Annotated in this window: 20 protein-coding genes, 1 tRNA gene and 1 pseudogene; 11 read left to right on the top strand and 11 right to left on the bottom strand. The window is 48.8% G+C overall.

The annotated features are described in order from the left end of the window. The first annotated feature begins 49 nt into the window (after positions 1-49). On the top strand, positions 50-1,642 hold the full coding sequence (locus tag SPI9445_RS0110905) for a cation:proton antiporter (protein WP_193379271.1): 1,593 nt from the start codon (positions 50-52) through the stop codon (positions 1,640-1,642). Between the two features lie 38 nt (positions 1,643-1,680). Here SPI9445_RS0110905 and SPI9445_RS0110900 read toward each other — a convergent pair whose 3' ends face one another. Both SPI9445_RS0110900 and SPI9445_RS0110895 read right to left on the bottom strand, forming a co-directional pair. After that, positions 1,681-2,358: a potassium channel family protein gene (locus SPI9445_RS0110900; RefSeq protein WP_017304781.1), complete on the bottom strand. Its 678-nt coding sequence runs from the start codon at positions 2,356-2,358 to the stop codon at positions 1,681-1,683. 54 nt (positions 2,359-2,412) lie between these two features. Next, positions 2,413-2,616 carry a hypothetical protein gene (locus tag SPI9445_RS0110895; RefSeq protein ID WP_017304780.1) on the bottom strand — a complete coding sequence of 68 codons (204 nt, stop codon included), beginning with the start codon at positions 2,614-2,616 and terminating at the stop codon, positions 2,413-2,415. Positions 2,617-3,266: 650 nt separating this feature from the next. Here SPI9445_RS0110895 and psbZ point away from each other — a divergent pair. From psbZ to SPI9445_RS0110855, 7 genes are all read left to right on the top strand, one after another. Then, complete coding sequence (gene psbZ / locus SPI9445_RS0110885; RefSeq protein ID WP_017304778.1) at positions 3,267-3,455, top strand: photosystem II reaction center protein PsbZ; 189 nt, start codon at positions 3,267-3,269, stop codon at positions 3,453-3,455. 120 nt (positions 3,456-3,575) lie between these two features. Then, on the top strand, positions 3,576-4,169 hold the full coding sequence (ribH, locus tag SPI9445_RS0110880) for a 6,7-dimethyl-8-ribityllumazine synthase (RefSeq protein ID WP_017304777.1): 594 nt from the start codon (positions 3,576-3,578) through the stop codon (positions 4,167-4,169). An 84-nt stretch (positions 4,170-4,253) separates the two neighbouring features. After that, positions 4,254-4,325 (top strand) — tRNA-Gly (locus tag SPI9445_RS0110875). 137 nt (positions 4,326-4,462) lie between these two features. Beyond that, a complete protein-coding gene (locus SPI9445_RS0110870; RefSeq protein WP_017304776.1) occupies positions 4,463-4,855 on the top strand; it encodes a hypothetical protein in 393 nt (130 codons plus the stop codon). A 10-nt stretch (positions 4,856-4,865) separates the two neighbouring features. Further along, positions 4,866-6,170: a glutamate-5-semialdehyde dehydrogenase gene (locus tag SPI9445_RS0110865; RefSeq protein ID WP_017304775.1), complete on the top strand. Its 1,305-nt coding sequence runs from the start codon at positions 4,866-4,868 to the stop codon at positions 6,168-6,170. 140 nt (positions 6,171-6,310) lie between these two features. Then, positions 6,311-7,507, top strand: a complete 1,197-nt coding sequence (locus SPI9445_RS0110860; protein WP_017304774.1) for a class I SAM-dependent methyltransferase — start codon at positions 6,311-6,313, stop codon at positions 7,505-7,507. Between the two features lie 174 nt (positions 7,508-7,681). Further along, on the top strand, positions 7,682-9,031 hold the full coding sequence (locus SPI9445_RS0110855) for a hypothetical protein (protein WP_017304773.1): 1,350 nt from the start codon (positions 7,682-7,684) through the stop codon (positions 9,029-9,031). Between the two features lie 57 nt (positions 9,032-9,088). On the opposite strand, the pseudogene SPI9445_RS32080 reads toward SPI9445_RS0110855, so the two are convergent. Then, a pseudogene (locus SPI9445_RS32080) lies at positions 9,089-9,240 on the bottom strand (RNA-guided endonuclease TnpB family protein); the annotation flags it as partial. Positions 9,241-9,389: 149 nt separating this feature from the next. Further along, the gene (gene topA / locus SPI9445_RS0110850) at positions 9,390-12,035 is read right to left on the bottom strand and encodes a type I DNA topoisomerase (protein WP_017304772.1); all 2,646 of its coding nucleotides are present in this window, start codon (positions 12,033-12,035) and stop codon (positions 9,390-9,392) included. A 423-nt stretch (positions 12,036-12,458) separates the two neighbouring features. On the opposite strand from topA, the gene SPI9445_RS29210 reads away from it, so the two are divergent. After that, entirely contained in the window at positions 12,459-12,617 is a 159-nt protein-coding gene (locus tag SPI9445_RS29210) for a ribbon-helix-helix domain-containing protein (protein ID WP_017304771.1), read from the top strand. A gap of 203 nt (positions 12,618-12,820) precedes the next feature. Next, positions 12,821-13,660 (top strand): TVP38/TMEM64 family protein, encoded by an 840-nt coding sequence (locus SPI9445_RS0110840; protein WP_017304770.1) that lies wholly within the window; start codon positions 12,821-12,823, stop codon positions 13,658-13,660. Position 13,661: 1 nt separating this feature from the next. Here SPI9445_RS0110840 and SPI9445_RS0110835 read toward each other — a convergent pair whose 3' ends face one another. From SPI9445_RS0110835 to SPI9445_RS0110810, 6 genes are all read right to left on the bottom strand, one after another. Then, the gene (locus tag SPI9445_RS0110835) at positions 13,662-14,690 is read right to left on the bottom strand and encodes a tetratricopeptide repeat protein (RefSeq protein WP_017304769.1); all 1,029 of its coding nucleotides are present in this window, start codon (positions 14,688-14,690) and stop codon (positions 13,662-13,664) included. A 101-nt stretch (positions 14,691-14,791) separates the two neighbouring features. Further along, the gene (locus tag SPI9445_RS0110830) at positions 14,792-15,352 is read right to left on the bottom strand and encodes a hypothetical protein (RefSeq protein WP_017304768.1); all 561 of its coding nucleotides are present in this window, start codon (positions 15,350-15,352) and stop codon (positions 14,792-14,794) included. A 118-nt stretch (positions 15,353-15,470) separates the two neighbouring features. Next, positions 15,471-15,845, bottom strand: a complete 375-nt coding sequence (locus tag SPI9445_RS0110825; RefSeq protein WP_017304767.1) for a DUF1257 domain-containing protein — start codon at positions 15,843-15,845, stop codon at positions 15,471-15,473. Positions 15,846-15,884: 39 nt separating this feature from the next. Next, positions 15,885-16,304 carry a hypothetical protein gene (locus SPI9445_RS0110820; RefSeq protein WP_017304766.1) on the bottom strand — a complete coding sequence of 140 codons (420 nt, stop codon included), beginning with the start codon at positions 16,302-16,304 and terminating at the stop codon, positions 15,885-15,887. A 74-nt stretch (positions 16,305-16,378) separates the two neighbouring features. Beyond that, positions 16,379-17,149: a cell division ATP-binding protein FtsE gene (gene ftsE / locus SPI9445_RS0110815; protein WP_017304765.1), complete on the bottom strand. Its 771-nt coding sequence runs from the start codon at positions 17,147-17,149 to the stop codon at positions 16,379-16,381. Between the two features lie 18 nt (positions 17,150-17,167). Continuing rightward, positions 17,168-17,890, bottom strand: coding sequence for a WecB/TagA/CpsF family glycosyltransferase (locus tag SPI9445_RS0110810; RefSeq protein WP_017304764.1), 723 nt, complete (start codon positions 17,888-17,890; stop codon positions 17,168-17,170). Between the two features lie 173 nt (positions 17,891-18,063). Here SPI9445_RS0110810 and SPI9445_RS25180 point away from each other — a divergent pair, with 173 nt between their 5' ends. Beyond that, positions 18,064-19,554 (top strand): M48 family metallopeptidase, encoded by a 1,491-nt coding sequence (locus tag SPI9445_RS25180; protein ID WP_017304763.1) that lies wholly within the window; start codon positions 18,064-18,066, stop codon positions 19,552-19,554. An 81-nt stretch (positions 19,555-19,635) separates the two neighbouring features. Here the strand turns inward: SPI9445_RS25180 and SPI9445_RS30500 are convergent, their stop codons facing one another. Continuing rightward, on the bottom strand, positions 19,636-19,809 hold the full coding sequence (locus SPI9445_RS30500; RefSeq protein WP_017304762.1) for a hypothetical protein: 174 nt from the start codon (positions 19,807-19,809) through the stop codon (positions 19,636-19,638). Between the last annotated feature and the right edge of the window lie 280 nt (positions 19,810-20,089).

Raw genomic sequence — 20,089 nt, 5'->3', positions numbered from 1 at the left:
AAAGCATTTTATCCTGAAGCGGACTCCTGATCTCTTGACTCATCCCCTCATGGCATCCTTACTAGAGCAAACTTTACCCCAGAACTCTGGACAGTTTACGGGACTGGTTAATGCTTTAATTGTGCTTTTAATGGTCGCTACAACGGTGGCTCTAATTACTCGGTGGTTAAGGATTCCCTATGTGGTGGGCTTAGTATTAGCTGGATTAGCGATTCCTAAAGGGGCTTTACCTTCAGAAATTGGCTTAAATCCTGATGTAATCCTAAATTTATTTCTCCCTATTTTAATTTTTGAAGCGGCTATTAATACAGATATTAGTCGCTTACGCAGTACCCTTAAACCCATTCTTCTGTTAGCGGGTCCTGGTGTAATTTTAGCAGCCGCCATCACCGCTAGTTTACTTCAGTTTGGCTTAGGTTTAGCTTGGATTACAGCCTGCGCGGTAGGAGTGATTTTAACTATTACGGACACGGTTTCCGTGATTGTTGCTTTTAGAACGGTTTCTGTGCCTAAACGTTTGGCGACGATTGTAGAAGGAGAAAGCTTATTTAATGATGGAATTGCTTTGGTTCTATTAAGTGTCATTACAGGGATTCATACTCGCGGTTCTTTTACGATTGGGGAAGGAATAGAACAGATTTTAATTGCTTTTGTGGGGGGAACAGTTTTAGGGTTAGGTTTAGGTTATCTCTGTGTGGGTTTGTTCCGCCAGTTAGATGATGCGTTAAGTAATATTTTGCTCACAGTTGCGGTATCGTTAGGCACGTTCCAGGTGGGGCAAATGTTGGGGGTTTCTAGTGCGATTGCGGTGGTGATTGCGGGCTTAGTCATGGGAAATCTAGGCTTTCGGCAAACTTCAGCCACAACGAAGGTGAGTTTACTTAATTTCTGGGAATATGCTGGGTTTGGGGCGAATACTTTTATTTTTTTGTTAGTCGGAATTGAAATTAATCCAACAACCATTTACACGACAATACCCGGTGCAGTATTCGCTATTATCGCCTATCAAATTGGGCGCATTTTTTCCATTTATCCGTTACTATCTTTTTTACGGCTCTTTGACCGTCCTCTTCCGTTACGGTGGCAGCACGTTTTAATTTTAGGTAATGTTAAGGGTTCTCTTTCAATGGCGTTAGCTCTGAGTTTGCCCTTGACTTTGCCCGGACGAATAGAAGTGATTACCCTAGTTTTTAGTACGGTGTTGTTGTCTTTGGTGGGACAAGGATTAAGTTTATCTTGGTTGGTGAAAAAGTTGCACTTATCTCAGGAGTCTCCCCAGCAAAAACAAATTGAGGAACTCCAATTAAACTTAATTGCCTCGAAAGCCGCTCAACAAGAATTAAGCAGTTTGTTACAATCTGGGAGTTTGCCTAAATCTCTCCATGAGGAACTTTTTGCCAGTTATCAGGCAAGAATTGCCCGCTCTGAAGAGGCGTTACGGCATTGGTATAATCAACGGATAAACCAGCCGTCTAATGGTGTGCAAGAACAGGGTTATTTAGATGGATTGCGTCGTCGTTTGTATCTGGCGGAAAAGGTGGCGATTCAGGATGCTATGCGCAAGGGATTATTGTCTGATGAAGTGGGAGCGGTCTATTTGAGGGAAATTAACGAAAAGTTGTTATCTTTAAATGAGGATTAGATAGGAGTTGCTTGAGGAGGTGAAACCTTAAAACCAGATTAGCACGATAACCCCATAAAATCGAGCATCTGGTGGACAAGATGGGGCTTTGTGACAGCTAAAATAGTCGATCCGCCCTCTAAAATTGTACCCCCATTAGGAATGCTTAAGTCTTCATGGGGGTGTGCTTGATAGCCAATGATTAGGGTTCCGGTGGGAAATTTGGGATCTCGGGCAATTTCGGCAATAGTTCGTCCAACAACCGAACAAACGGGGGGGATGGAGAGTTTTAAAACTTCGATTTGTCCCTGTTCAAAGTGCATCATAGCATCAACTTGGGGATACTCAATAGCGTTGACAATACGGGCAATGGCTAACTCGGATGTGCTAATAATATGAGTGGCTCCAGCGAGTTGATAGGGATCGGCAAAATCGCGATCGCTCATGCGGACTAAAATCTGCGCCACCTGATAATGTTTGGACAGGGTGACAATGGCTAGATTTAGGGCATCTTCCGGGAGGGCGGCAATAAAGGCATCGGCTTTTCGGATGCCAGCTTCCAACAATACCGTAGTATTTACAGCACTGCCTTCAAAGGCCATGACCCCGATTTTTTCCCGGGCGTATTGACAAGCTAGGGGGTTAATATCAATTACGGCAATGGTATGACCTGCGTCTAAAAGGGTTTTGGCAAGATCCAAACCCATCATGCCTGCTCCGCCGATGATAATGTACATTTGGACAAGGTTTATCGAATGCTGATGGACTGAAATAGGATAAAAGGAGCAGATTTAAGCGATCGCAACTCTCACACGACCCCGCTGGACTGAACGCAACAGACGATCGACAGCCCGTCTCTCTTCTTCCGTTAGGTTATCTTCTAAAATGGCTGCTAATAGACCATAGCGATCCGTCAGGGTGAGGGTTCCGGTTTGAGCGACCGAAGCCAAAATCTCAAAGATTGCACCAGGAATTAATTGATGTTGGATAGTCATGGCCAGGGTTATAAACTCTTTCTATTGTCCACTATCCTCTACAATCGATCCGCCTCCCGTGACACCGCCTACAATAAATCGTGAACTTCGTCAATATCTAAGATGATGTAAATTACACGACCTATGGGATCAATTATCGATGAAGTTGTGATTTTAGTCACCGACAAGATGAATTTCCGCAATAATGGCATCCCTCAACAGAGAGGGATGCAGGGGTTAGGGGAGATGTAAAGAAGTTTGTGCTTTTGTCATGAATCCTTAATATCGCGCTAATTTTCCCTCAGAATGGCTTGACAACCGGAAATATTCGGTTATTCTAATAGTCGAGTGTGAGGAGAAAGTAAGAGGAAGCACTCGGGGTCGAAACAAGGACAGACTCCCGGGTGCTTTTTCAAAGAGCTAGCTTGGTAACGAGCTAGCTTTTTTTTGGTTTAGCTTTTTTAGGCCTCTCTTCTCGGTGCCTTCAAGGGGGATGTTCAAAACCATCTAGCCTAGATCATTCTAGCGTTGCGCTGCATTCCCTGAGTCTTGTGTAACGGGTCAATATTTGGTACCGTACTAATCAAGCGGAATTTTGATGCCCAATGGGGGGGATTCTGCTGAACTGTTTTTTTAATCTCTGTTCATAGCTGTACTGGGAGCATAATAAAATGTCTATTCTCTTTCAATTGGCGTTAGCCGGACTCGTTTTCTTGTCTTTAGCAATGGTGATTGGGGTTCCGGTCGCTTATGCCACTCCTCAAAACTGGGATCAATCCAAAAGATTGATTTTCCTAAGTTCTGGTCTATGGTTAGTCCTAGTGATTGTGGTGGGCGTTCTGAACTTTTTAGTGGTTTAACCCATGGCTGGGAATACCCCATCCCGTCAATGGGGTGGGGTGGTTCGCGCTCGATTATGCGATCGCCCGCCCAGACCATTCTCCTAATCGTTATCGGCACATTCAATTATTGAGGCACTCATGGCAGTATTTGAGGGAAATTTCCATCAAGACCCGGCATCCCTTCGTTTTGGGATTGTGATTGGTCGTTTTAATGACCTTGTAACCGGAAAACTACTGGCCGGATGCCAAGACTGTCTAAAACGTCATGGGATAGACATTAATCCCCACGGAACACAGGTCGATTATTTCTGGGTGCCGGGGAGTTTTGAAGTTGCTATGGTAGCTCGTCAGGCTGCCCTGTCTCGGCGTTACGATGCCGTGATTTGTTTGGGGGCTGTGATTCGGGGACAAACTCCCCATTTTGACTTTGTGGCGGGGGAAGCGGCTAAAGGTATTGCCGCCGCCAGTTTTCAAACCGGAGTCCCGGTGGTGTTTGGTGTGGTAACAACGGACACCATGCAGCAAGCGTTAGAACGCGCAGGGATTAAGAGCAATTTAGGCTGGAGTTATGCCATGAATGCTCTAGAAATGGCTAATCTGATGAAGCAAATGCGCCACGAGTTAACCATTCCTCCCTATTCCTATGTAGAAGACGCTAATCCTGCACTCCCTGCTCCCACAGGTGAGGATCTCTTACCGGGTCAAAAAACTGGGCAAGTTAATCAGGCTTAAAATCTAGGAGGGAGAAAAATTGACCCAACCCCTTGACAAAGGTTGTGATTTGTGGGACTATAAGAAGAGTGACTCAAATTTACTGCGGGTATAGCTCAGGGGTAGAGCGTCACCTTGCCAAGGTGAATGTCGCGCGTTCGAATCGCGTTACCCGCTTAAAAGAACTCTAAAAAGGGTTTCAGTATTTTCTCCTGAAACCCTTTGCTGTTGCATTTGTGCAACCGTTTTGAGAAGAGATTCGATAACATGATGCTAAGTGAAAAACTTCTGTTCTCTTGCTCTAACCCCAGAACGTGCAGAAAATCAACTTAAACCATGAATACCCTTGTCCCTGTCGGCGGAAAGGATTATTGCAGCCTATTGTCCTCACAGAAGCCCTAGGCTGTAATCGGTGTCAGCAGATTTTTGTGGTGGATGAGACAGGTCAAACCATTGAACAACTGTCTACGACCTATCCTTATAAACGGGTTTGGCGCTGGACAGGGACTCGGTGGGTGACAGCGAATCCCTCTGTAAGCGATCGCTATTTACCCATTGCCTTAACGATTATTGTTATGTTATTGATTGTCTGGTTGCCCTTAGCTCTGCGATCGCCGTCTGGACTCAGTGTAATTTTTTGGGTAATGTTAGCCGTATTACTCGCTCTTCTCCCGGCTTTTATGGTTTGGTTATCCTATCGGCGTTAGCAGCAAGGTGATGGAATTAGACAACTCCCAGAACTCCCTATCCCCCGTTCAGTTGGCCGTCCAACGCGCTTATCACGCCTCCTTAGAACTGGATACCTTAAGCGGAGTAGAGCGCAGTCGGGGCATTCAAACCCTCGCTAAAATGCTCGAAGGCGCTCAAGCGGAAATTCTCGAAGCCAATACCCTCGATTTAGAAGCCAGTCGAGAAATGGCCATCCCTGAGATTGTACAAGAGTGGCTCAAACTCACCCCAGAACGCCTGCACAAAACCATCCGCCTCCTGCGACGCTTGGCGGAACTCTCAGATCCCATTTTGCGCTTGATGAATGCGCCCCACCCCCTAGAAACCTCCCAAACCTACTGTCAATTGATGCCCCTTGGGGTGATTGCTTTAGTTTATGAAGCGTTCCCCGAATTAGCCGCCATCACCGCCGGATTTTCCCTCAAAACGGGCAATGCGTTGATTCTGCGGGGGAGTACCGAATCCAGCCACACGGCAGAAATTATCGCCCAAATCATCCAAGAGGCGATCGCAGAAACCCAACTGCCCCCCAGTAGCATTGAGATTATACCCGCCGAAACCGGAACCCCCATCCAAGAATTAGTCACCCAAGATCACTATCTCAACTTGATTCTCCCCTACGGACGCGCCAGTTTAGTCCAACAGGTCAGCCAATGGGCAACGGCTCCGGTCTTGCGTTCTGCTTTGGGCAACTGTTACCTTTACTATTCCCCCAGTGGCGACTTAGATTTAATGCGCTGGATGATTCTCGACAGCCACGAAGGAGAACCCGATGCGGTCAATGCCATTGAAAAGGTATTAATTCAAGAAGGGCAAAAACTGTCCTATTTGATGCGGTTGTTCAGTGATTTACAAGAAAAAGGCTTTGAACTACGGGGTGATGAGTCACTGGTGGCCGAATTTCCTGACCTGTTAAAACCTGTTCAAGAGGCAGAATGGGATCTAGCCTATTTAACCAAAATCGTCGCCTTTAAGATGGTGCCAGATTTAGAGGGTGCGATCGCCTGGATTAACGAACATAGTAGCGGCCATGCCGACTGTTTAGTGACAGAGTCCTACTTAGAAAGTCGCCATTTCGCCCAAGAAATCAACAGCGCCCTGATTTACATTAACTCCTCCCCCCGGTTTACCCGCAATCCTCAACGGGGTGATTCCGTTTTTTTAGGCATTTCCAATCAAAAAGGGCAACGACGGGGTTTAATCAGTCTAGAAAGTTTCACCACCGTTAAACAAGTGGTACAGGGGCAAGGTCGGAGAGAAGATAAAGGGGAGAGAAGGGGGAATAGGGAATAGGCAATCTTGACAAGTTAAGACCCCAAGTGAGAAGTCAAGGCATGGGGAAATAGGCAATTCCCCCATCCTCCATGCCCCTTGCTCAAAGTCCCCTCTGAATCTAATCTGGATCTGTTGACCTCACACTTAACCCTTAAGCCATGCCCGACGCAAAAACTGTTAGCCAAGCGGTGGCCAAACTCTACGATACTTACCCCTTTCCGCCTGAGCCGATTTTAGACGAACCACCACCGGGGTATAATTGGCGCTGGAATTGGATCGCAGCCTATAATTTCTGCACGGGACGCAAACCGGACACCTCAAAAATCCGTATCTTGGACGCGGGATGTGGGAGCGGTGTAGGGACGGAGTATCTGGTGCATTTAAACCCCGAGGCAACGGTGACGGGGGTGGATATTAGCTCCGGCACCCTTGAAGTGGCACAGGAGCGCTGTCGTCGGTCAGGGGCTGACCGTGTGATGTTCCACCAAATGGATTTAACGGCAGTGGACACTCACCTTGGGGGAGAATTTGAGATGATTAACTGTGTGGGAGTCCTCCACCATCTCCCAGACCCCATCGCCGGGATTCAAGCCTTAGCCCAAAAACTAGCACCGGGGGGTATTTTTCATATTTTTGTCTATGCAGAGTTGGGGCGCTGGGAAATTCAGTTAATGCAGGAGGCGATCGCACTCCTCCAAGGCCAACAGAGGGGAGACTATACCGACGGGGTGAAGGTGGGACGAGAGATTTTCGCCACCCTGCCAGAAAATAACCCCCTCGTGCAACGGGAAAAGGAACGCTGGTCTTTAGAAAATACTCGTGATCAGTGTTTTGCCGATATGTATGTTCATCCCCAAGAGGTGGACTACAACATCCGCACGCTGTTTGAATTGATTGATGCGTCAGGTTTGGAGTTTGTGGGGTTTTCTAATCCCGGTTTCTGGCAACTGGAACGCTTACTGGGTAGGGCTTCTGGGTTAATGGCACGGGGGGAAGGGTTGACGGAGCGCGATCGCTACCGTTTAATCGAACTCCTCGACCCCAAAAACATCACCCACTACGAGTTTTTCCTCACGAAACCCCCCCTCCCCCGTCAAGATTGGTCCGAGGACAGAACCCTCCTCGCCGCCATTCCAGAACTCCATCCCTGCATTGACGGCTGGGAAAGTAAATGTCTGTTTGATTACAACTACCAAATTGTAAACTTATCTGACGATGAGTTTACTTTTATGCAAAAGTGTGCTGAAAATGGGCAAACTCAGCAAACCATTGAGGAACTTTGTCCGGGGGAGGTGCTGGATTTGGGAATGATTCGCCATTTACAACAGCGGCAGTTAATCGTTTTGACCTCATAGACTCCTCCCCCAGTATCCCGTAGGTGGGGTGAAGCGCAGCGCAACCCAACCAAAAAATCGAAAGTCAGGAGAGATGGGGAAATTTTTAACCCTCAAGCCCCGCAGTATCCCGTAGGTGGGGTGAAGCGCAGCGCAACCCAACCAAAAAGATCCGTAGCCGTCAGGAGATCAACCATGCCCCGTATTACCCCTCGCGCCTATAATCTGCTGCTCCAAGAAGCCCAACAATGTGCAGCCTTAGCCCCCCTCAACGCTCAGGTAGAACTCCGCATTGTCCGTAAACGCCTCGACAAACTGCGGAACGGCTCAGGTCGCTTACTCTCAGAAGCCGAAATTGCCGCAACGGTGAAAGATATCTTTCCCCAGTTTAGCGATGAAGTCATTGCAGAAGCCGCCAAGACCCATCAATCCCCCACCACAGCACTTGATGGGCTAAAATTCCCCGTGATCTTCATTCTCAGTTTAGTTGGGCTGATCTGGGTGATTAATCTGCCCTTCCCCCCCATTCGTCGCCCAGTCGCCAAAGCAGCCCCCCTCCTCCTGCTACCCAGTTTTATCAGCATGGACTCCAACTATCGCCAAGCCGTCTCTAAAGTAGAACAGGCCGATCAACTGGTGAATCGTTCCACCAGTAAAGAAGATTTTGAACTAGGAGCGCGCAAGGTAACAGAAGCCAAAAAACACCTTAACGCCCTCCCAGTATGGTTTTTAGGCTACGAACCCGTCACCTATTGTAATTGGTTTGGCTGTACTTGGCGGTTCACCTTTGATGAGTTTGAGCAAGCGCGGAAAAACGTGGGGCGCATGGAAGCGAAAGTATTTCAAGAAACCAATGCCCTGAAACAACTTGAACAGGCCGAGGCAGCCATTCAAGAATCAAAACTCGATTATCAAAAAGCGGCGAATCCCAGTGAACAACAAAATGCCGTCTTGTCCTGGCGAGCAGCCATTGATCAATTAACCCAACTGCCCCCAGATACCTTTGCCGGACGCAATGCTCAACAAAAACTCCAGGCCTACCAACGGGATTTTCAGGAGGTGGCGGGTGTGGTGAGTAGTAATGAACGGTCTAGTACCTTAGTTACAGTAGCCAAACAGTTTGCTTGGCACGCCGCCCAAAGCAGCCAGAATCCGCCCCATCCCGCGACAAAATGGCAACAGATTGAGCAGTCTTGGGAACGGGCGATTGAGGAATTGCAGAAAGTCCCACCCGAGGAAAGTCAGGGGTATTTACAAGCTCAGACCTTGATTGCAGAATATACCCAAAATCTGGGTCAAATCCGCTTGCGTCGGGAGGCCGAGGAACAGTCTGCCACAGCGTTATTGAAGGCTCAGGAGCTTATAGAACAGGTGATTGCCACCACACCGGATGATCCGGATCAGGTGAATCGGAGTCGGGTAGCAGCCCAGTTGCAGGGGATCTTGAACGAATTGGAGCGAATCCAAGCAGGCACTACATCTTACGAGAAAGCCCAAGAATTACAAGGCTTTACCCGCGATCGCCTAGATCAAATCACACCGTGACATCCTCCCGACACCGACCCTAGGGGTACGGTGCGGGCTTCCCCATATCACTATGAGGCTTTCGGTGCTTCTACGGGAGGCTCTAGATGTCTTTTTAGGGACATCCCTGATAACCTCTTCCGACCCAGGCAGCTTGACCCCCAACGTTGCTCAACAACCATCGCCGCCGCAACGTCCCTATCCGTTACAAACCCACAATGAGAACATTTGCTACGCAACGCTTCGCGTTCACGAAGCGTCACGAAGTGAACGCGAACGTACAGTGCGGGGCTTCCCGACGATGAGCTAAACCCAGAATCGCCCTAGGTTGGGTAAAGCGACAGCGCAACCCAACCGACAGAACGTCTTGATCGTTGACTCAAGAACTGGATTTTTTCCGACTGGTGGTTTTTTTCGTTGTGGTTTTTTTCGTCCCGGTTGCCTTGGTTGTGGTCTTCTTGCGGGTGGTTTTCTTCGTTGCGGCCTTCTCCGCTAATAACTGTAACGCCCGTTCCAAGGTTATACTTTCCACCGTTTCCCCTTCCGGTAAACCTGCGTTCACCTTGCCATGATTCACATAAATCCCGTAGGGCCCCTCATAAATATTCACCGCTTGTTCATCATCGGGATGATTCCCTAACTCCCGTAATGGTGTTTTGGTCTTGCTTCGACTCGCCCCCCGTCCCCGTTTGGGTTCGGCTAACAGTTGCAAAGCCCGTTCATAGGTGATGGTCAGCACATCATCAGGGGCTTTAATGGAACGGTAGTCTTTCCCGTCCTTCCCTTGATCATGCACCACATAGGGGCCAAACCGCCCCAAGCTGGCCTTAATTTTTGCCCCGGTTTCCGGGTGTTCCCCCAATAAACGGGGAAGAGACAATAACCCCATCGCCATGTCTAAGGTCACGTCTTCAGGCTTAACTCCCTTGGGCAGGGATACCCGTTTAGGTTTGGGGTTTTCGTCGGTTTTGTCCCCCAGTTGAATATAAGGGCCATAATTCCCAGTCAGGACATAAATAGGTTCTCCGGTTTCCTCGTGGAGTCCCAAGCTGTCGGGACCTTCAATTTTCTGCTTGAGTAGGAGTTGCACCTGTTCGGGCGTTAAATCACTGGGGGTAAGGTCTGGGGGAATGGAAGCACTGACCTTTTCTTCCCCCTGCATTACTTCCAAATAGGGTCCATATTTGCCAATTTTAACGGCGGCGTCTAAGTTCTCCAGAATGACACTTTTGGCGGTGCTGGGGTCTATTTGGCTTTCCCGTACTTTGACTTGAGTTTCTAATCCCTTCTCGCCGAGATAGAATTGCTCTAGGTAGGGCAGCCATTGTTCCTCCCCGGTGGCAATGTTATCTAAGGTTTGCTCCATGCGGGAGGTGAACCTTGTATCGACTAAATCGGGGAAATGTTCCTCTAGTAGGCGAGACACCGCAAAGGCTGTAAAGGTGGGAATCAGGGTTTTATTGCGCATCTGCACATACCCCCGATCAATAATGGTGCCAATAATGCTGGCGTAGGTACTGGGACGACCGACTCCTTCACTCTCTAGGGTTTTGACTAGGGAGGCTTCGGTATAGCGGGCGGGGGGTTGGGTTTCATGACCCACTACGTCTAATTCTTTACAGTCTGGCTTGTCTCCCACTTTCAGGGGGGGCAGAATGACTTCTTGATCTTCAATGGCAGCATCGGGGTCATCGGAGCCCTCGACATAGGCGCGGAAGAAGCCGGGGAAGTCAATGCGCTTGCCGTTGGCGCGGAATCCTGCGTCTTCGACTTCCAGATTAACGGCAATTTGGGTGAGTTTAGCATCTTTCATCTGACAGGCAACGGTGCGTTTCCAAATCAGGTCATAGAGGCGGAATTCGCGATCGCCTAATCCGGTTTCTTTGGGGGTACGAAAGCGAGAACCGGCGGGGCGGATGGCTTCGTGGGCTTCTTGGGCTCCTTTACTTTTGGTGGTGTATTGTTTCGGTTTTGGGGAGAGGTACTCTTTGCCATACATCTCCTCTACGCAAGTCCGGGCGGCTGTAATGGCCTGTTCTGAGAGATGGACGGAATCCGTCCTCATGTAGGTGATATAGCCCTCCTCATAGAGTTTCTGGGCGATGCGCATGGTATCCCGGGCCGATAAGCCTAATTTCCGGTTGGCTTCCTGTTGCAGGGTAGAAGTCGTAAAGGGGGGGTAAGGTTTACGAGTGGTGGGGCGCTCCTCAATGTTCGTCACCGTCCAGATTTTACCCTCTAGACGGTCTTTGAGTGCGATCGCCCCCTGTTCATTCAACAGCACTACATCTTTTCCCTGAGCGATTTTCCCCGTATTGGCATCAAAATCGCTCCCCGTGACTAATTTTTTTCCCCCCAAGGTGATTAACTTCGCCTCAAAAGGGCTTTTCTCCTGTTCCAAACTGGCTTTTAAATCCCAATAGCCCGCCGACTGGAACCGCCGCCGTTCCCGTTCCCGTTGCACCAACAACCGCACCGCCACCGACTGCACCCGTCCAGCCGACAGGCCATAGGCGATTTTCTTCCACAGCAAGGGCGAGAGGGTGTACCCCACCAACCGATCTAAAATCCGCCGGGTTTCTTGGGCATGAACCAAATTGTAGTTAATATCCCGACAATCCTTTAACGCCGCCCGAATAGCCTCCTGAGTAATCTCATGGAACACCATGCGCTTAATGGGGATTTTCGGCTTTAAAACCTCTTTCAGGTGCCAAGAGATACTTTCCCCCTCCCGGTCTTCATCTGTGGCGAGAATTAGCTCATCGGCGGCTTTGAGGGCTTCTTTGAGACTCTTCACCACCTGCTTTTTGGTTTTCGGCACCACATACAACGGGTCAAACTGGGCTTGTACATTCACCCCCAACTGCGCCCAATCCTCGCCCTTGTAGTTAGCGGGGATTTCATCGGCCGACGAGGGGAGATCCCGAATATGACCCATCGAGGCTTCAACGCGGTATCCCGAAGGCAGATAATTGCGGATAGTGCGGGCTTTAGTGGGCGACTCAACAATAACAAGGGTGGACATAGGAGGGTAACAAGATGATCGACATATCGAGACAGAGGAGTTGAACGTTTGATCAAACAACCTGGATCTAAAGCCCCGTCCTTCTGGGATGGCTTTCTATACTGCATGGTACAATACAACCCTGATTGTACTTGAGTTCAAAGCCTACGGCAAATTCCACCAAGACCGGGCAATGGACGAAGCCATCTAGACCGTTCAGTTCATCTGCCACAAAGCCAGCCCCTATGGGAGGGATAAGAAGAGAGAAGGGGGCGGCGCATCCTTTCTTAGATCCGGAAACCCCTTAGCAGACTCGTTGTTTAGCACATTAGGCTTAGTCGTCCTTAATATGCAGTTCCCGCAGGGGGGCGCGGCTTTCGACGCTGATCACGGTTTGGTCGCCGCCCGGTTCTAATTTCTATAGAACTTCTAGAAGTGTAGCTCATGACTAAAGGCAAAACCATCTCTGCCCATGTTGCGGAAACCACAGTGGCGAAAATTGATCAGCTTGCCAAACTGGAAAACCGTTCTCGCTCCCAGATGACGGGGGCTGTGGTTGAACTAGGGGGGGATTTGCCCTATGAGGCCCTCATCAGAATATAGACTTTTGCTCTGGGGGAATGAAATAGCCTTGCTCCTTCCCCCTAGAAGAACTTTTATTTTTGCTACAGTTTCTTTTCATCTTCTCTTCATTTTTACTCTGTTTAATGGTCTTACCGCTATAAATTCTTTTATGTTATAGCCATGAGATTTTTATAAAATCTCTCATGTGTTTAAAGCAAAAACTGAGTGAAATATTCAGACCTATGTTCAACCGAAAAAATCGAATTAAACATCAACTTTTACCCCCTTCATCTCCTAAACATCGGTTTAAACCCTTTACTTGGCAGGGCTTTACAATTCTGGCATTTTGTGCTTTTATAGGCAGTTATATCTTAGAAACCCTTGCCGTTTCAAGTTTTGCATTAGGGATAGTTTTACTCGCGAATCCCGTTTTTGCCCAAGATGTTACCGGAAATACGATGAGTCCTCAAGGGTGGTTATTGAATGCTTTACAATGGATTGACGGTTTAGGGGCTGTTGGTGCGATCGCCTTTATCGTCCTTTATAGTGTCGCAACGGTGGCATTCCTGCCCGGTTCTATTCTCACCCTCGGCGCGGGGATTGTGTTTGGTGTAGCCTTGGGGTCGGTTTATGTGTTCATTGGGGCCACACTGGGGGCAACTGGGGCATTTTTGGTCGGCCGTTACCTGGCCAGAGGCTGGGTCGCGGGGAAAATTGCCGAGAATCTAAAGTTTAAAGCCATTGATGAGGCCGTCAGTCAAGAAGGCTTTAAAATTGTTTTACTAACCCGACTGTCCCCCGTTTTTCCCTTTAATTTATTGAACTATGCTTATGGAATTACCGGAGTATCTTTAAAAGATTATGTTGTCGCTTCAGTGGGTATGATTCCGGGGACGATTATGTATGTTTATCTTGGCTCCTTAGCCGGGAATTTAGCCCGGATTGGGGCAGAAAGTCCCAGCGCCAATCCCGTGGCCGAGTGGGGGATTAGAATACTGGGTTTTGCTGCAACAGTTGCCGTAACAGTTTATGTGACAAAAATCGCCAAAAAAGCCTTAAATGAAACTGTGGTTAAACAGTAGATCACACTTCCGATTGATATTCCATAATTCTGGCATAGTCTCCCAAAGCATAACAGGCCGTTCTAAGACTGCCTAACGCTTGACGTTCTACCCGATGATCTTTCAGTAGACGAGCCACCTTTAAACGGTTTTCGTAACATTGAATCGCTTTTTGATAATCCCCTTGAGCATCATAGGCCACACCTAAACTCCCGAGGGCTTGTTCTTGGGAACGGTGATCTCCCAGTTGACGGGCAATATAGAGGCGCTGTTCACTATAGGCGATCGCCCGTTGATAATCCCCAATCGTATAAGAGGCATTGGCTAAATTGCGCAAAATCTGCACCGCCGTCCGTTCATCCTTCATGTCCTGGGCCAGTTTAAAGCGCTCCTCATAGTAGCGAATCGCCCCCCGATAATTGCCCAAAGAATAACAAGCATTGCCCAAATTGCGCAGAATTTGGGCGATAATATTCCGATCCTCCAGTTGTTGGGCAATTTTCAGCGCATCCTGTTGGCACTCAATCGCCTTCTGCATTTGCCCCTGTGCCTTGTAAGCCAAACCAAGGTTATTGTAGGCCGCCATTTGACCCGAAGCATCTTCGAGTTGTTGAAAAACCTTGAGGCTTTTAATTTGGAATGCGATCGCTTCCTCGGGAGAGTGACAATGGCGATAAGCATTGCCCATCAAACTCAAGGCTTGTCCCAACAAACGACACAGCGGCCTTGGAGTCAAAAGATCACAACAAGACTCAGCCCAACTTAACGTCAGTTCATAGTTACCCCGTCCATATTCCACCAAGCCAACATAATACAGAGCTTTCGCCTCTTGTTCCGGGTTGCCCACCCCGCGATAGTGCTGAACCGACTCTTGCAAAGCATAAAGCGCGATCTCTAAATCACCCTGTTGGAGTGCCTGCATTCCTTGTTCCAACAGATCCGCCGCTTGTTCTTCATTGGCAAAGGGCAAATCCGGGTGAGTCTCAGACTCCACCCCAATAGTCTGATTGGGATTTAAATATTTTTTAATCGGTTGTTCTGATTTAGTCAATGTCCCCGCCCCCAGTCCCGCTCTTCTTACAGCCTAGCCGAATTCTGGAGCATTGGGGAATAGGGAAAGCGCTGGTTGATACTCCCCCCTGCCTTTTCTGGCTACTGACTCGAACGCCTCCACTCCTTAAGATCCCGTTCAACCGCGTATCTAAACTCAATAGGGATCAGAGTAACTTCTAACTCTTGGGGAGTCTCCGAGGGTGGGTTAATTTGAGCATAGACCCACTTTTGATCAAAGTTAGGCCGACCCAAAACTAGCGTTTGATCTTGTCCGGCCACATTCAAGGTGAGAGTCGCAAAAGGCTCCTCTAAACCATAGGTTTCCTTCTCGGCCACCCCAATCAGAAACATCCGATCCCGCTCCTTTTCCACCAACAAATTGGTTAAAAAGGCGATCGCGGCATCATTGGCGATTTCCTCATTCGGTTTCACCATCCGCCAATTATAGGTTTCCGCCTCGACTCGTTCAAACTGTAGCGTTTCACCGTCCTTTTCAATGGTAATCTCTTGAATATCCTGCTCCTTCAAGTCGATCACCTTCCGTTGTCGTGCCGCCACCTCAGTTTGATAAGACTTGACAACCATTTCATAAACATAGACTCCTCCCCCCAACACAAGGGCAGCAATGAAGAGTCCCCAAGTGGTGCGTTGCAGTTTCATGAAAAACATCCTCAATATAAGGGGAGGAGAGCGGAACAGTAATCTCTCCTGTCCCAGCCTCCCATTAATGCACACAAGCCTAACTTGTGAAGCTTGCCCCAGTCCTCAGACGCCAATGCTAAACCCAACGTCCGACCAAAACCCGCACCGTTCCATCCTCTAAGGTTTCTTGCTCTTCCACCTGAAATCCTTGTTCCTGCACTGTGGCTAACAGGGTTTTGTGGGCATATTTTTGATTCACCCGATTGAGGAACTCCTGCTGATTAATCTGACTCCCCCAAAAATCAGCAATGAGTTCATAATTATCCCCATTGCGTCGGAAACCCAAGTCATAGCGGTTACTCTGACGAATAACATAATCCGCTTGGGTGGTCATGCCTTTATACCCCCGTACTTCCGCGTTTTCTTCAACCCGATAGCCGAGTTCTTGCAAAACCTCTTGCAGCACCTCGCCATTCTTGATTTGAACCTTAATAGTGGTGAAATGAGACATTGCTATTTTGTGCCTTATGTGGTTCGACTTTGACTTTGACTATAGCTCAAAATCTAGGGTTTTTTCATTTACTATCAGGCGATAACTCCCCGAGTCTAAACCCTCCTCTAAAGCAATCTCCTTCTCAAACGGCACCACCACCGCCGGACACATCACATCCGGAGGCAACAGTCGATAGAGTTGTACCGTGATTTCCTGTCCTTCCTGGTTTTGTTCCACTTGCAAGGGCAAATCGCAGCCATCGGGTAAAATACCCGTTACTTTTAAGGTGACAGATGGGGGAGTCCCTTCCTTCACTTCCACCACCACCTCTTCCACCATCGCCATAGAAGGCTGAGGTTCTGCGAGATCATCCGGTAACGGCAAGGTGATTTCCCCCGAGGGAGTCTCGCACCCCAGCAGAGGAAGGACCAGTAAGAGCAAGAATAAGGCCAGAGAACGAATAGAGGTCATCATCATGGAGTAAATCCGATAAGTTGGCGCATTGTGCTTCTACTCTCTAGTATAGTGTCGTTGCTTTGGGATGCCCATGATTAGGACTTTTGCCAATAGAGTTGCCCCTGTCGTAACTCAATAATCGGTTTGCCGGAAAGGGCGGCTAGGTGATGATCATGGGTGGTGATAATGATGGTCGCGCCGTAGGTGTTGAGGTTTTCTAAGGTTCTCAGGATTTGGGTGGCATTTTCTAAGTCTAAATTCCCGGTGGGTTCATCGGCTAACACTAAAGGCGGTGTTCCTACAATGGCCCGGGCAATACTCACCCGTTGCTGTTCTCCCCCGGAAAGTTGATCGGGGAATGAGTCGGCTTTGTGGGCTAATCCGACCATTTTTAGGGTGGGGAGTAAGCGCCGTTCTATTTCTTGTTGGCGGCGGCCTTGGGCTTGGAGGACAAAGGCCACGTTTTCGGCGACGGTACGGTTGGGAATTAGTTTATAGTCTTGGAACACTACACCAATGCGGCGGCGGAATTTGGCGAGATGATCCCCTTTGAGTTCATGGACTTCTGAACCGTTAACGTAAATTTGACCGGAGGAGGGGGTTTCCTCGCCGTAGAGTAGTTTGAGCAGGGTAGATTTCCCCGTGCCGGAGGTTCCGGTGATAAAGATAAAATCCCCTCGTTTGAGGTTCAAGTTGGCCCCAATTAAACAACGGCTTCCATCGGGGTAGATTTTGGAGACATCCTGTAAACGGATGATGATTTCTTTGGGGGGAGGGGCTTGGCGAAACGACCGAATGGGGGTGACGTTTTCCAAGGTAGAGCGTGTTTGTGGGTTAATGACGATTCTTCGTCGAGAGGTTTTCATCGGGATCCAGTCCACTCACTATTTCACAAAGGCGCGGAGAGCAAACTGAGGTAATACTAACATCCTACGCCAGCGCCAAGGTTCTTGATAAAGACGATACAACCACTCTAGATGATTTTCGCGCAACCACATTGGCGCTCTTGATTTTACACCGCCCCAGATATCAAAACTCCCCCCGACTCCAATCCAAATGGCTTGGGGGCAAAGGTGACGATGTTGGGCAATCCAATATTCTTGTCGGGGAACGCCTAATCCGACGAAAATAACCCGGGGTTGGGTGGTTTGGAGGAATTCTTTTAACTGTTCTTCTTCGGAGGGGGATAGGTAGCCGTGATAGGCGGTGATGTTGAGGTGGGGGGAACGGTTTTCCCAGTAGTGGGCGGCTTTTTGGGCAACGCCGGGGGCTCCGCCATAGAAGACGATGGGAACGTTGGGCTGGTGGTGGCCGATGTATTCTAGGAGGGAGGCGGCTAGTTCGATGCCCGGACAGCGTTGTTGTTGGTGACGACGTAACCGGAGGTAGAAAATCACGCCAGCACCGTCTGGGATGACCAGTTCTGCCTGTTTAATGACTTGGGTGAGTGGGGGGGTGCGTTCGGCTAACATGGCCATTTCGGAGTTGAGGGTGACGATGTGGGTGGTTTGCCCGTTTTCTAGGCGCGATCGCAACCAACTCAGATAATCCGGACAAAGGTGAACGGGTAGGTGTAAAACAGAAACTTGTTTTAAGGATTCCGGCATTGCCAATATTGTCAAGTGATTTAAATAATTATTTACAATTTGGGGAAAAGATGCAATCCTGCTGACAAGGGGTTGGAACGGCACAATATCCTTATCCTAGGAGAGAGAACAATATCGCCCCAATTTGTTCAGAATGGAAGACATGAAATGAAATAATTTTGCCCCATTGTCCCATGAAATTTGTCTTTCACGCTGGTTTAATTGTGTGCAGTAGCTTATTGTCCGGTGTGGCGTTGGCGGAAGTTCCTGCCTCTGTGGAAATTATCACCGAGGTAGAGATTGAGGATCTCCCTCAACGCACCTTTGAATTAACTCCCGAAGAACAAGCCCGTTACGACATTTTACGGGAGGCGGATGCTCTGTTCTTGGAGGGAAATTACGCCCGCGCTCGGGAGTTATATCAACAGGTTAAACCGCCCTTTAAGCGGGAAATTCAGCCCCTAGAAGCCCCTGGGGAGGGGTTTGAGGATTCCAGTCTACTTTCTCCGGCTGGCTCTGCGTTTTGGCGACAATATCAACAAGGGGTGACGCAAAATGTGGATAGTCGGGTGTTGGTGCCTCTGCAATTGTTGGTTGAACGAGAACCGGATTTTATTTTAGGACATCTGCACTATGCCCAAAGGTTGAAGGAACGAGGGCATAATCAGGGGGCTGAGGCGGTTTTGCAAGGGGCGTTAGGGCGGTTTCCTCATCATCTGGGGTTGACGGAGATGGCGATTCAAACCTATGAGGCGGGGGAGAATTGGCTGGGGGCTTCTTTTTTGGCGCGTCAGTTTGCCTTGAGCCATCCGGAGCATCCTCAACAGGCTGAGTTTTTGCAACGGGCGGATGAGAATTTTCGCCGCTATCAACAACAATTACAGCAGCAAATTACAGGGGGTGCGATCGCCAATGTTCTAACCGGGAGTTTAAGTCTGTTCGCCACGGGGAATATTTTCGGCTCTCTGTCTACTGTGGAAACTACTGCCTTGTTATTACGGGGAGAATCATCCGTGGGTACACGGATGGCTCGTCAAATCCTTGATCAAGCCCCCCTAATTACAGATCCTGAATTGGTAGCCTATGTGCAGGAAATGGGGGAAAAATTAGCGCAAGTATCCGGTCGGAATGACTTTAACTATGAATTCCATATTCTCCAAGATGAGACATTTAACGCCTTTGCGCTCCCCGGTGGGCAAATCTTCATCAACGCCGGAGCGATTTTAGCCGCCCAGTCCCAAGCAGAACTGGCGGGACTTTTAGCTCATGAACTCGCCCACACGATTCTCTCTCATGGCTTCCAGTTAATGACCCAAGGCCAAGTCACGGCCAATATGATGCGCCAAATCCCTTGGGTGGGGAGGACAGCGACTAATTTAATGGTCTTTCGCTACAGTCGGGAGATGGAACGACAGGCCGACCGCGTGGGAACTCGTCTCCTCGCGGCCAGTGGCTACCCGGCCGATGGTTTACACCATTTGTTGTTACGGTTGGAGCAGGAAAATAAACCGAGTCCTCCCGCTTGGTTATCCACCCATCCCAACACCCGCGAACGGATTACTGATTTAGAGCGGTTTATTGTACAGCACAATCTCAATCGTTATGGTTACGAGGGGGTAGAACGTCATCTAGGGATGCGCCAGCGGTTATTTGAGTTATTGGACTCTGGGAATCAGGAAGAGTAATTCCGGTTGGATCAAAAAGGCTAAAGGCTGAACTCTAGGAGCAGAGAGAAGTTGAAGAGGTGTTAAATTAGTCAATTTGAATTAGTCGATTTGTACGAGGCCGGAGCTAATCCATTGGTCTAATTGCCGTAAAATCGTGATTTCTGAATCATTAAACGGTCTAGACCAGAGCAGAATGTCCAATTCTTGACCCAGTTCGGGAGTAATTTTACCGAGACGGGAGATTTCTTGGATTACATCTAGTAGAGTTAACATGGGTTTCTGACTTAACTCGATACATTCAGTATGTCGGAAAATACGGTTGGTCCGGTGTGATGGGGGACATCATATTCAGTGAACGCGATCGCCTTTTTGAGTGATCTCTATTACTGAACCGAGGGCTGGAGATAGGTTAACACGAGAAAAAACAGGAGCTTGGTCGTCCCGTCTTTTTAGGGTCTGCGGCAAAAACCGTTCTCTACGACTTGTAGAGAACCGGTGGCGTTGCGTAGCAAACCCTAGACTGAACAAGGGCAGAGGGAGCAGGAAAGCGGGG

This window comes from Spirulina subsalsa PCC 9445, assembly GCF_000314005.1.
Taxonomy (GTDB): domain Bacteria; phylum Cyanobacteriota; class Cyanobacteriia; order Cyanobacteriales; family Spirulinaceae; genus Spirulina_A; species Spirulina_A subsalsa.
Note: the sequence above shows the minus strand (reverse complement) of the source record. Positions and strands in the feature narration are given on the sequence as shown.